At 39.9% G+C, this 12,425-nt stretch carries 12 protein-coding genes; 10 read left to right on the top strand and 2 right to left on the bottom strand.

What is annotated here, in order from left to right; all coding sequences use genetic code 11:
- Positions 1-196 precede the first annotated feature (196 nt).
- The 8 genes from AABJ51_RS08350 to AABJ51_RS08315 all read left to right on the top strand — a co-directional run bounded on the left by AABJ51_RS08350 (position 197) and on the right by AABJ51_RS08315 (position 7,833).
- A complete protein-coding gene (locus AABJ51_RS08350) occupies positions 197-766 on the top strand; it encodes a hypothetical protein (RefSeq protein ID WP_338375464.1) in 570 nt (189 codons plus the stop codon).
- Positions 767-885: 119 nt separating this feature from the next.
- Positions 886-2,211 (top strand): TolC family protein, encoded by a 1,326-nt coding sequence (locus tag AABJ51_RS08345; protein WP_338375462.1) that lies wholly within the window; start codon positions 886-888, stop codon positions 2,209-2,211.
- A gap of 71 nt (positions 2,212-2,282) precedes the next feature.
- Complete coding sequence (locus tag AABJ51_RS08340; RefSeq protein WP_338375460.1) at positions 2,283-3,503, top strand: efflux RND transporter periplasmic adaptor subunit; 1,221 nt, start codon at positions 2,283-2,285, stop codon at positions 3,501-3,503.
- Positions 3,504-3,545: 42 nt separating this feature from the next.
- Positions 3,546-3,974: a heavy-metal-associated domain-containing protein gene (locus tag AABJ51_RS08335; protein WP_338375458.1), complete on the top strand. Its 429-nt coding sequence runs from the start codon at positions 3,546-3,548 to the stop codon at positions 3,972-3,974.
- Between the two features lie 43 nt (positions 3,975-4,017).
- Positions 4,018-4,761, top strand: a complete 744-nt coding sequence (locus AABJ51_RS08330; RefSeq protein ID WP_134436539.1) for an ABC transporter ATP-binding protein — start codon at positions 4,018-4,020, stop codon at positions 4,759-4,761.
- A 21-nt stretch (positions 4,762-4,782) separates the two neighbouring features.
- Complete coding sequence (locus AABJ51_RS08325; RefSeq protein ID WP_026627924.1) at positions 4,783-6,003, top strand: ABC transporter permease; 1,221 nt, start codon at positions 4,783-4,785, stop codon at positions 6,001-6,003.
- A gap of 45 nt (positions 6,004-6,048) precedes the next feature.
- Positions 6,049-7,101, top strand: a complete 1,053-nt coding sequence (locus AABJ51_RS08320; RefSeq protein WP_338375453.1) for a sensor histidine kinase — start codon at positions 6,049-6,051, stop codon at positions 7,099-7,101.
- 12 nt (positions 7,102-7,113) lie between these two features.
- Positions 7,114-7,833: a LytR/AlgR family response regulator transcription factor gene (locus AABJ51_RS08315; RefSeq protein WP_338375452.1), complete on the top strand. Its 720-nt coding sequence runs from the start codon at positions 7,114-7,116 to the stop codon at positions 7,831-7,833.
- A 247-nt stretch (positions 7,834-8,080) separates the two neighbouring features.
- Here AABJ51_RS08315 and AABJ51_RS08310 read toward each other — a convergent pair whose 3' ends face one another.
- Both AABJ51_RS08310 and AABJ51_RS08305 read right to left on the bottom strand, forming a co-directional pair.
- Positions 8,081-9,289, bottom strand: a complete 1,209-nt coding sequence (locus AABJ51_RS08310; protein WP_338375451.1) for an MFS transporter — start codon at positions 9,287-9,289, stop codon at positions 8,081-8,083.
- Positions 9,290-9,455: 166 nt separating this feature from the next.
- The gene (locus AABJ51_RS08305) at positions 9,456-10,862 is read right to left on the bottom strand and encodes a B12-binding domain-containing radical SAM protein (RefSeq protein WP_338375449.1); all 1,407 of its coding nucleotides are present in this window, start codon (positions 10,860-10,862) and stop codon (positions 9,456-9,458) included.
- Positions 10,863-11,094: 232 nt separating this feature from the next.
- Here AABJ51_RS08305 and AABJ51_RS08300 point away from each other — a divergent pair, with 232 nt between their 5' ends.
- Together AABJ51_RS08300 and AABJ51_RS08295 are read left to right on the top strand one after the other, a co-directional pair.
- Positions 11,095-11,856, top strand: a complete 762-nt coding sequence (locus tag AABJ51_RS08300) for a DUF6597 domain-containing transcriptional factor (RefSeq protein WP_338375447.1) — start codon at positions 11,095-11,097, stop codon at positions 11,854-11,856.
- Positions 11,857-11,886: 30 nt separating this feature from the next.
- Positions 11,887-12,285: a VOC family protein gene (locus tag AABJ51_RS08295; RefSeq protein WP_320973664.1), complete on the top strand. Its 399-nt coding sequence runs from the start codon at positions 11,887-11,889 to the stop codon at positions 12,283-12,285.
- Positions 12,286-12,425: the final 140 nt, after the last annotated feature.

The raw sequence follows: 12,425 nt of genomic DNA, 5'->3' as shown, positions 1-12,425 counted from the left end.
ATAACAACTGATCTGCTGTAAAAGTATGGATATCTGTGATGTTTGACAACCGAAAAATGAACATCTATTTTTTTGCTTTGAAGTTTTTGCTATTTGTCGATTAAAAATCCCTATCTGTCGATTTTCATTGCCGACTTTTTCATCCTCTCTTACATTTGAATAAAAAACAGGTCTAAGACCTTAAATGCACAAAAAAATGAAAAAGATTCTTGTAGTATTGGCAGCTTTAGCTGTTTTTGTAAGTATGGAGGCTCAGCCGCCTATGGGAGGTGCCCACGGTGGACGTCCGCCAATGAGAGGACAAGGAGGCATGGATCGTACACAAACCGGAGATTCGGGAGAAATAGGGATTCTGAAGTTTCCTGAAATACCGGGATTGACTTCCGAGCAGCGTGAAAAGTTAGTGAAGGCAGCAACTGCCGAGCGTAAAGATGTGATGGCTCAGATGGATAAGAAAAGAGAACTGCATATGAGTGCCGGAAGACCCGAGCAGCTATCCGAAAAAGAAAAGGTAAAGCTCGATAAGCAGACTCAGAAAATAGATGAAAAAATTGAGAAGATAAAGGCGAAAGCTGATAAAAAATACCGCTCGATATTAGAGCCCGACCAATATCAGGTGTTTGCGGATAAAAAAGCCGAAATAGAGTTTAAAGGAGGACATAAGCAAGGTAGCAGGCCGCAGCGGAGAGAGAATACTCAGCGACCCGATGATGATTTTGGCGGTGGAACTCCTCCCGATATGCCTATGGACGGTGGAGGATTTTAACCGCGGTACATGTAAGCAAAAGCAAGTATAACTGATATATTCTGTTGATAACAGACTTTAATCAATTTACTTAACAAATATCAATAAAAGGTCTGAGACCTAATTACAACTATCAGCATATGAAAAGGACTTATATTGTCTTTGCATTTCTTGCAACGATCGGCTGTTTATTTGCTTCCGGGATTAAAGCTCAGGAGGCATGGACATTGAGGTCGTGTATCGAATATGCCAGACAAGAAAACATTCAGGTACAAAAATCGCAAGTATCGGCCGAAAGCTATAGCGTGGATGTACTGCAATCGAAAGCTGCACTGTTTCCTAGTCTTACGGGAAGTGTGTCACAGAGGCTTGCCAATTCGCAGGTGGCCAATAGTAATGGCGATTACAAGTACGAGCAAACTTTTGCAGGAGAGTATTCTCTTAATGCTAGTGTTACGGTTTATAACGGAAACCGCAACAGGGATGCTATCAAAACGGCACAAATGAAAAAGTCGGCACAGGATCTAACGACTCAGGAATTACAGAATTCGATTGAAATATCCATCACTCAGGCTTACTTGCAGATGCTTTATACACGTGAGTCGATTAAAAACAACGAAAATATCGTTGCAACATCCGAAGCCGAACTTAAACAAGCTAAAATATTTCTTGATGCAGGAAGTACTACTCGAAGCGAGTATGCGCAGGTCGAAGCTCAGTATTCGTCTGATAAGTATAATTTAGTGTTGGCTCAGAATTCGTATGATAATTATAAACTTCAGTTGAAACAGTTACTGGAACTAGATCAGGACGTAGATTTTGAGGTTGCTTTTCCGGAAGTCGGCGATGATGAAGTGTTGCAGATGGTGGCATCCAAACGTGATGTTTACAGTACTGCTCTTGCTATAATGCCCGAAATCAAAAACAGTAAACTCGGAATTGATATTGCTAATCTGTCAAAGAAAACGGCTAAGTCGGGATATTTACCCACTGTATCTCTTACCGGAAGTATCGGAACAGGAAATATCTATAATCAGTCGCCTTCGTTCTTTACACAGTTGGATCGTAATTTCAATCAGAGTATAGGAGTGTCGGTCAGCATACCTATTTTCGACAACAGGCAGAATAAATCGAATGTACAGAAAGCTGATCTAGATATCCGTACAGCTGAATTAGAACTGCTGGATACTCAGAAAACTTTACTGAAAACGATAGAAGGATTGTATCAGGATGTGGTTTCGGCTCAAAGCAAATATATCGCAGCCAAAGATCAGTTGAATTCTACCCGTTTGAGCTACGAGCTGGTGCAGGAACAATTCAATCTGGGAATGCGTAATACTGTAGAACTGACTACCGAAAAGAACAATTATACCAATGCTTTACAGAATCTTTTACAAGCAAAGTATACTGCCTTGCTGAGCCTGAAATTATTGAATTTCTATCAAGGGCAGGAAATATCGTTATAAGTGACAATAACTCAGAGTCCTTAATGCTGGAACAGATGATTGAATACTAACATTTACATAATAAAGAAACAATGAATAAGAACAAAAAGAAATACCTGATCGTAGCATTGGTTGTGCTGGCTGTCGTTGCTGGTATTTATTTGCTGATACCGAAAGGACAGAAATCGCAGATGAAACTGGATACGGCAAAAGCCGAAAAAGGAGATATCTCGACCTCGGTAACAGCTACCGGAACTGTCGAGCCCATTACTTTGGTCGAAGTCGGTACACAGGTGTCAGGAGTTATCTCGAAGCTGTATGTAGACTACAATTCGGTGGTGAAAAAAGGAGATATACTAGCCGAACTTGATAAAAATATCTTGCAATCGGAACTCGAAAACGCTCAGGCAACCTTACAGACCAAACAGGTGGAACTAGCTAATACCGAGCGGACTTATAATCGTCAGAAAGAGCTATGGAATAAACAGGCGATAAGCAAAGCCGATTGGGAAACAGCCGAAACTAATTATAAAACTGCAAAACTTGCCGTAACATCATCTGGAGCCGCAGTTCTGAAAGCCCGTACCAATCTGGGATATGCTACTATTTATTCGACTATAGACGGGGTGGTTATCTCACGTGCTGTGGAAGAAGGACAGACTGTAGCAGCATCATTCAGTACGCCGACACTGTTTACGATTGCCAATGATTTGACCAAAATGCGTGTGATTGCTAATGTAGATGAAGCGGATATAGGCGGAGTGAAGGAGGGACAGAGAGTTTCGTTTACGGTAGATGCTTATCCAGATGATCAGTTCGAAGGAAAAGTAGTACAAGTACGTCTTGAAGCTACAACTACATCTAACGTTGTAACTTACGAAGTGGTGATTGAAGCTCCGAACCCCGACCTCAAATTGAAACCAGGACTTACCGCCAGTGTGAATATTTATACAATGGAAGAGAGCGGTATATTATTGGTTCCGGCTAAAGCTCTTCGTTTCAATCCCGATCCGGAATTAATGAAAGATATGAAAGATATTCAGGTAGGACAGCCCGTTACAGTCGATGCAAAAAATCCGAAACAAAAGGTTGTATGGGTCAAATCCGGTAATTCTCTGTCGGCGCATCTGGTCACTATTGGTGTTACAGACGGGGTACATACTTCTATAACTCAAGGCTTGAGTGGTGGAGAAGAAGTTGTTACAGGACTATCACAGAACCAGAAAGGAGAAGTTAGTGCAGAAGCTCAGGCTGGAGGCGAATCGAGTCCGTTTATGCCAAAACCTCCGGGGGGAAATAATAAGAAAAAATAAATAATAATAAAAACAGGTCTGAGACCTAAAGAAATAAATAAAATGAGAAAAATATACGGAATCGCATTATTAAGCCTGTGTTTATCTACAACTGTAGTAGTTAATGCACAACATCAACCACAGCCTCAGCAAAAAGAGCAGGCGAAGAAAACAGTAAAGAACAATTCGAATCAGTATTCTACCGAAGTATATTATTTTACAAAGAATAAATTGTCGGAAGAAGCATTAAGAAAGAAAATACTTAAACTGTCGGGCGTAAAAGATGTACAGATCAATCTGGGTGGTTCGTCTATAACTGTAAAATTTGACAGTAAAAAGAATACAAAGGATAAACTGAAAAAATCTTTCAACAAATGGGGGACTCCCGGAGACTTCGAAGATCGTAAATCGGGTCATTCCACAGGTAAAAATACTCATAGCGATAAGAATAAGTCTGAAAATCAGCAGAGACCGCAGGGTGAGAAACACTAAGGTCTGAGACCTTGGTTTAGTAATGAGACGTAAAAATAACGAAATGGCAAAAGAAATAATAAGAGTCGAAAATCTGAAACGGGACTTTGTCGTCGGAGAAGAAACGGTACATGCTTTGCGTGGTGTCGATTTCTGTATCTACGAAGGAGAATTCGTTACCATCATGGGAACAAGTGGTTCCGGAAAATCTACTCTTCTTAATATAATTGGCTGCCTCGATACTCCTACACAGGGCGAATATTATCTCGATGGAGTATCGGTGCGTACCATGGGGAAAAACGACCGTGCTACATTGCGTAACCGTAAGATCGGGTTTATCTTTCAATCTTACAATTTGCTGGCAAAAACCACTGCCGTGGAGAATGTAGAGCTTCCCTTGATGTATAATTCGTCTGTATCGGCAAAAGAACGTCGAGCCAGAGCTGTAAAGGCTTTGCAGGATGTAGGGCTGGGCGACCGTCTCAACCATAAATCGAATCAGATGTCGGGAGGTCAGCAGCAGCGTGTGGCAATAGCACGTGCCTTGGTTAATGAACCGGTGATAATTCTGGCCGATGAGGCTACCGGTAACCTTGATACACGTACTTCGTTCGAGATTCTCACGCTATTGCAGCGATTATATAGAGAAGAACACCGTACCATTATCTTCGTGACACACAATCCGGAACTGGCGCATTTCAGCAGCCGTAATATTGTTATTCGTGACGGACGTATCAAGGAAGATACGTACAATGATAATATTAAATCGGCAAAAGAAGCTTTGGCTCTGCTTCCAAAAGAAGACTAGCCGTACCAAAACAGAAAAAATATGAATTTAGTCAATCTATTTAAGATAGCTCTGCGAGCCCTGAGCGGCAATAAGTTTCGGGGATTCCTTACCATGCTTGGTATTATTATCGGTGTGGCGGCCGTAATATCTATGCTGGCGATAGGACAGGGGTCGAAGAAGAGCATACAGGATCAGATCTCTACAATGGGATCGAATATGATTAACATACGTCCCGGAACAGGACAGTTCGGCGGAGTAAGGCAGAGTGCCAGCAGTATGCAGACGCTTAAACTCGAGGACTTTAAGGCAATTGAAGAGCAAGCCGAATATATATCCATGGCTTCGCCCGAAGTATCGTCTTCGGGTCAGGTTATCTTCGGAGCAAATAACTCGCCGACAAGTATCTATGGAGTAAATCCCTCGTATCTGGATATTCGTAAATATACTATTTCCGAAGGTGAGATGTTTACCGAAGCAGAAGTGAAGACATCTGCAAAAGTCTGTGTAATAGGACAGACCGTAGTGGAAAATCTTTTTACGAATGGCGAAGATCCGGTGGGTCAGACTATCCGCTTTAATAAAATACCGTTTAAAGTGATAGGTGTGCTGACTTCGAAAGGAGATAATACGATGGGGATGGATCAGGACGACCTGATCATCGCTCCTTATACTACCGTTCAGAAGCGTATTCTTGCCATTACTTACATTCAGTCTATATCGGCATCCGCTGTGAGCGAAGATGCTACTGAGGATGCCATAGCGAGTATAGAATCTATTCTTCGTCAGCGACATAAGATAGGTGCAAATGATGAAGACGACTTCAATGTACGCTCGCAAAAAGAACTGATCACCATGATGAGCTCTACTACCGAAATGATGACTGTGTTGCTGGCGTGTATCGCCGGAATATCTCTTCTGGTAGGAGGTATAGGTATCATGAATATTATGTATGTGTCTGTAACAGAACGTACACGTGAGATCGGGCTGCGTATGTCCATCGGTGCGAAAGGAGTGGATATACTGATGCAGTTTCTGATAGAAGCCATCCTTTTGAGTGTGACGGGCGGTGTGATTGGTGTTATATTGGGTATAGGTAGTTCGTTTTTAGTGAAAAATATTTTGTCATGGCCTATCGATATTGAAGTTTATACAGTAGTTTTGTCGTTTATCGTATGTACGGCTACAGGGATATTCTTCGGATGGTATCCTGCCAAAAAGGCTGCCGATCTTGATCCTATCGATGCTTTGCGGTACGAATAAAAAGAACATGATCCTTTGTCTGTAACGAGCAAAAGAAGCATAATAATGAAAAACTTTATAAAGATATTTTCTCATATTCTTGTTTGGTGTATTATATTGTTAGTACCTATCTATATCATGTCGAAAGAAGGTACTTTCGATAGTGGGCCTTACATTTCGTACATGGTGAGAACGGGTATTTTTGCTGTGTTGTTTTATGTCAATTACCTGTATCTTATAGATAAATTTTTATTCAACAAACAGGTAATAGGATATCTCGTGGCAAATATAATTTTGATAACCGCATTATTACTTGTGCAGACTTTATTGCTTGATTTGTTGATGCCTCATCCGGAATTTTTTCAACGCGAGATGACCGAACGGAAAGAGGGCAGGCATCCCGGACCTCCTTTTGCTATGAGAATTTTTTCGGACTATCTGCTGATATTTTTTGTTTTGGGACTGAGTGTTGCTATGAAAATGACTATCCGTTGGTATGCAGACTCTATCAAGTTCGAACAGGCTAAAAGCGGTCAGTTGGAGGCCGATCTCCGTAATTTACGGAGTCAGCTTAATCCGCATTTCCTGTTCAATACGCTTAATAATATTTATTCGCTGATAGCGATAAACCAGATCAAAGCTCAGGATTCGGTACATCGGTTGAGCAATTTACTCCGTTATGTGTTGTATGACAATGACCGTAAGCTGGTTCCGATAGAAAAAGAACTCGAATTTACCCGGAATTATATCGATTTGATGAAATTGAGGGTAAGTTCGAATGTAAGACTCAATGTTATGATCGAAAATAAAGGAAGTAATGATATGATTGCTTCTCTCATGTTTATGACGTTGATAGAGAATGCTTTTAAGCATGGACTCACAAGCAAGGGTGAATGTTTTATAGATATTAAGATTTTAGTCGAAAAAGAAACCGGAGTACTGTGTACGGTAGAAAACAGCCTGCCTGATGTCGATACCCGGATAGAGGCTAAAAATTCGGGTATAGGGCTTGCAAATCTTACTAAGCGTTTGGAGTTGATATATCCCGGCAAGCATGAATTTATTGTCGAGCATCGTCCGGATAGTTTTTTTACTTTGCTGCGAATTGATTTTACCTGAAAATAGCTGACTATGAAACTAAGATGTGTAATAATAGATGATGAGCCTTTGGCTATCGATCTGCTGAAATCTTATGTAAATCAAACCCCTTATCTTGAATTGGTTGCTGCATTCGAGAATCCGTTGGAGGCGTTGGAGATTATCCGTACCGGAAATATCGACCTCTTGTATCTCGATGTGAATATGCCGCAAATCACAGGGCTTGAATTCTCGAAGACTCTGCCACAGAGTACACGGGTTATATTTACTACAGCTTACGATCAGTATGCAATAGAAGGATTCAGATTGAATGCGTTGGATTATCTGCTGAAACCGATCAGTTATCCCGAATTTCTGGCAGCATCGAATAAAGCAGAGGAGTGGTTTAAATTGACATCTTCGGTGAAAGATAAGTCGCTGGAATCGTCTTCCTCAAGCATATTTATCAAGTCGGGATACAGAATGGAGAAGATCAATCTGGATCAGATCTTATATATCGAAAATCAGAAAGATTATGTCAAATTTCATCTCGAAGGTATGGCAGAGCCTGTCAGCTCGTTGATGAGTATGCAGTCTCTCGAAGAAAAACTGTCATCGCGTCAGTTTATGCGTGTGCATCGTTCGTTTATTGTTAATCTGGATAAGGTAAAAACCATAGAGCGTAATTGTATTGTTTTCGGTAAAGAATATATTCCTGTATCAGACTCATACAAAGATCGTTTTATGGAGTTTTTGAGTAAACATTTCTTCTGATTCGCTAGATAGGTAGTTGGGTTTTTGACGTCATTAACTCAGTTAATTCCTCCAATAATACACAAAGTAAAGTAAAGGAAATAAAAGGAAAAAAAATAAAAGTAAAGTAAGACGGTCATAGACCTTTTTATGACACTAAATACTTTCAGTTACTTTATAATAAAGATTTCTCCGAAAATATCCGGAAAATTTTATCTATCCTTAAAAACTGTGTACTGTGTTGTGTATTTTATGTTGTGTTAATAATTCAATTACCCGATGGGCTTATGGTTACAGCCCGTTTTTTACCCAGATAGATAGAGAGGAGAAGTCCGATAACTACTACGAACATACTGAAAGGGAATATTTTATCCATGCCCCAATGCTCTCCGACAGCACCAACCAAAGGGCCTGTTATCCCTAGAGATATGTCGATAAACAAGCCATAACCGGCTAAAGCCGAACCTTTGTTGGATGCAGAGACCAGATTGACCGCTTCTACTCCCAAAGCCGGAAATACAAGAGCAAAACCGCATCCGGTGATACCTGCACCGAGCAATGCCAGCCATACATTGGGTGCATAAGCCAGAATTGCCAAACCGATGGCTTCGACTGCAAAAGATGCTATACTTACTTTGATGCCGCCATAAGTTTTTATGGCATTACTGAAAACAACCCGGGTGAGTATAAATGTAGCACCAAATACGGTAAGGCACAATGCCCCGTTTGTCCAGTGCATATAGTCATAATATAACGTGATGAAAGTCGATAATGTCCCGAATCCGAGTCCGCCTAATGCAAGGCATATCCCGTAAGGAGATACTTTGGCTAGTACTTTCATAAACGACTGGCGGTTTTCGATAATTTCGTTCCGGTATGCTTTTTTTCGGTGTGCAACCAGATAACCTGTTACTGCTATTGCCATAATGATGATGGCAACACCTTCTATTCCGATAAATTTTTCGAGATATACACCTAGAGGCGCTCCGATAGCCAATCCACCGTAACTGGCTATCCCGTTGAATGATATAGCTGTACCTGTATGTTGATCTCCTAGTGCCAGCATTGCCCAGTTAATAGGGCTTGCACCGATCATTCCTTCTCCGCATCCGGTAATCAGGCGTGTTGCAACTAATATAGCCAAACTGATGTGTGGAGTGCCTTTGCATTCGTAAGCTATCCAGAGAAGAATACCGCTCAATAAAAAGCTACCCATACTGATAAGAACAGCCGGTTTAGGGCCTTTCTTATCTGTAATATTTCCTGAATACCCCCTCATGGCAAAAGTTGTGAGGTATTGCAGGCTTATTACTAATCCTGCTATTATTGTATTATATCCTAATACTTTATTGATGAAAAATGGCAATACTGCAAGGGGTAATCCTATAATTGTATAGCCAAAGAATGTGAGTATTACATATCCGACCAATGACCTGCTTATTTTATTGGGCATCGGAGATCCTTTTTGTGTCATCATTTCTGTTTCTCTTAACTTATTTAAAACAATCTTCTTTGATATAAAGTGTAAAATTACAACTTTTTATCTTTTCCCTATTTGTTTTCCTTGGTTAAGTAAACTTATATTGTTAAGTAAAATTAAGAGAGTTTCAGATTTGGATTACCTCAGGATCATCATCTTTTGTTTATTGAATAATAGCCGGTTGAGAAACTGTCATTTCTCGCCTTTCATTCAGATTAACTTTCGATAATATAGATTCCAGCAAAGGCAGCATATGATTAAGTCCGCCTGTTTTGATCAGAAAATTCCATAGAGGTTCGAATTTTTTCCATCCTCCCGTATAAAACAGGTGTTTGAGTTTGTGCTTTATCAAATCGTGTTTCCATGATGCTTCGAATATATTCGACCATGAATAAAATTCGTTGTATGCCCAGTTGTATCCTTCTTCCAATTCTCGGGTCGAAAGGTTTGTAGTACGGTATACCACATGACGGGTATCGTACAGATCCCAGTTGCGGGATGTAATGCGCCGTGCCTGTTCCATATCGCTGAACAGGCGTGTACCGGGGTAGGGGGTCAGTATGTGGAAGGTTGAAGTAGTAATTGCGTTTTGTACCCCCCAATCCACGGTACGTTTGAATACATCTTTATTGTCGTGGTCGAGTCCGAATACAAAGCTGCCGTTTATCATTATGCCTAATGAATGCAGGCGTTTGACAGCTTCGGAGTAGTCTCTTGCCAGATTTTGCTTTTTGTTGCTCATTTTGAGATTTTCCGGTGAAAAAGTCTCAAAGCCCACGAATACACTCCTGAGACCTGCTTCGGCAGCCTTTTCTATCAGGTTGCCATCGAGAATAGACGCAATAGTTGCCGCTCCTTGAAATACACGGTTCATGCCTCGCATCCCTTCGAACAATTCAGAAGCGAATTTTTTATTGCCCAGCAGATGATCGTCAAGAAAATATAAATGCCTGCCCGGTAGGCGGTCTATCTCGGCTAGAGCATCATCTACCAATTGTGTATAAAAAGATTTACCTCCTTCGTAAAAAGCATCTTTATAACAAAAGTCGCAGTGATGAGGACATCCTCGGGTCACAACTATCGAATTAGGAACCAGGTATTTGTGGCGTTTAATAAGATCCCGTCTAACGACAGGCATGTTTTGTAAGGTACGTATTGATGAACGGTAAACCTTTTGTGGTGTTTTGTTCCTGAAATCTTTTAGAAATCGGGGAAATGATTCTTCGGCAGGGCCTAAAAAGATGCTGTCGGCATGGAGTGCGGCCTCATCCGGAAGAGCCGTGACATGTAATCCTCCCAGAATCACATAAGCTCCTTTGTCTCTGTAATGGTCTGCGATACGGTAGGCTCTGTATGCATTGGTTATGTAGACCTGAATGACTACCAGATCGGGTTTGTCATCCAAGTTTAGTTTTTCGATGTGCTGATCCTGAAGATCTATTTCGTCATCGGGAGAAAGATATGCGGCAAGTGTAGCCAATCCTAGTGGAGGAAATAAAGAGTATTTAATCGGACGCCAGAATGGACTTTCTGCTTCTGTTAATGCCGGAAGAATCATTTTTACTTTCATATCTGCCTTATTTATAGTGTTATTTTATTCTTTATTTATGGATTAAAAAGAACTTTGAATTACAAAGTTATTCAAATTTTTATTTCTGCAAATTATTTTCGTGAGAATTACTAAAAGATTACTTTTAAGTGTCAGGAATTTTTTAGTGACATACTTTTAATTTATAAAAGGCTTTGGTTGACTTATTTATCAAAGTAATAAATAGATTTGATATCTTAAGCAGCTCTAAAATATGGATGCATCATTAATTACATATACTCAGTTTGTCCCTCTCAAAGCGTTGGAAAACTATATCTGTGCATATTGGTTTTTCAGTTCGGAAGAACTTGTTCAGCAGCAGTTTGATATTCTTCCCGATGGCTATTTTGATCTTGTGATAACCTGTAATAATGGATGTATAACCAATTGTCGTCTTGTAGGTATATGGAACAGCCGTATAGCAGTACATTCATCGGCATGCAGACAGATAGGTATCAGGTTTAAGCCATACGCTCTTCTTGGACTGTTGAATCTGAGGATTGCTGATTTGCTTAATACGGGGACTTCTTTTAACCTTTCGGATTGGGGTATCAATTCAGACATTGTTCTTACGTCACCTCCTGAGATTCTTGTCGGTTATTGGAATGATCTTTTTCTGAAAAAGGTCGATGATAAATCAGAAGATAAGAGGTTACTCTCAGTATTTAACCTTATCGAAAATACAAACGGAATTATTTCAGTAAAAGATTTATCTTCCTTGTCCGGGATGTGTGACAGGCAGATGAGACGTCGTATGAACGAACTGATAGGCATCGGAGTGAAAGAATATGCAAACATTGTTCGTTTTAAAAAGACAATGAAATTGCTCAAGACCGATAAAACACGTTATGATGCTTACTTTGATCAGTCTCACTTTATCAAGAACTTCAAAGCATATACAGGAATTATCCCATCTGATTTTGAATTTGGAAATAATGTCCGATTTTTACAATACTTCGATTTTGAAAAAGATTAGTTTTACCTGAAATTTTAAAACAAAGTATTAATGGTAACAACAAATTTGTCGGTATGCTTTCATACTCAAAAAATAGCTGAGTGTAAGGATTTCTATGTGAATAATCTGGATGCGGTTGTGACTTTCGACTCCGAGTGGTATATAGTGTTGCATGTGGACAAACTTAAGCAGTTTTCGCTCTGTTTTATGACTCCTCAGGATGAAACACCTTTGTATGGAAAGGGGGGAGTTACTCTCAATTTTATGGTTAATGATGTAGATAAAGTCTATAACGAGTTGGTGGAAGTGAAGAAACTTCAACCAATCCGAGATTTGATATCTAACCCTTGGGGAGACCGGTCGTTTATCTTATCCGATCCGTTGGGTAATCGTTTATATGTTTATTCGGAAATAGAACCTTCCGACGAATATAAAAACTGTATCAAATAAAGAAAATTTACGCTGCTTTTTCGTAAAATCCTTACATCTTGATGTAAGGATTTTTTTTGATTTAAATTCAATTTGTTGAAAATGAGATTAAAAATATATGCAAATTGTATATTTATACATTTTTTGAGCAAAAATATATA

It is taken from the genome of Indolivaga capnocytophagoides, from assembly GCF_036511535.1.
GTDB lineage: Bacteria > Bacteroidota > Bacteroidia > Bacteroidales > Dysgonomonadaceae > Dysgonomonas_A > Dysgonomonas_A capnocytophagoides.
This window is presented reverse-complemented; position numbering and strand designations above follow the sequence as displayed.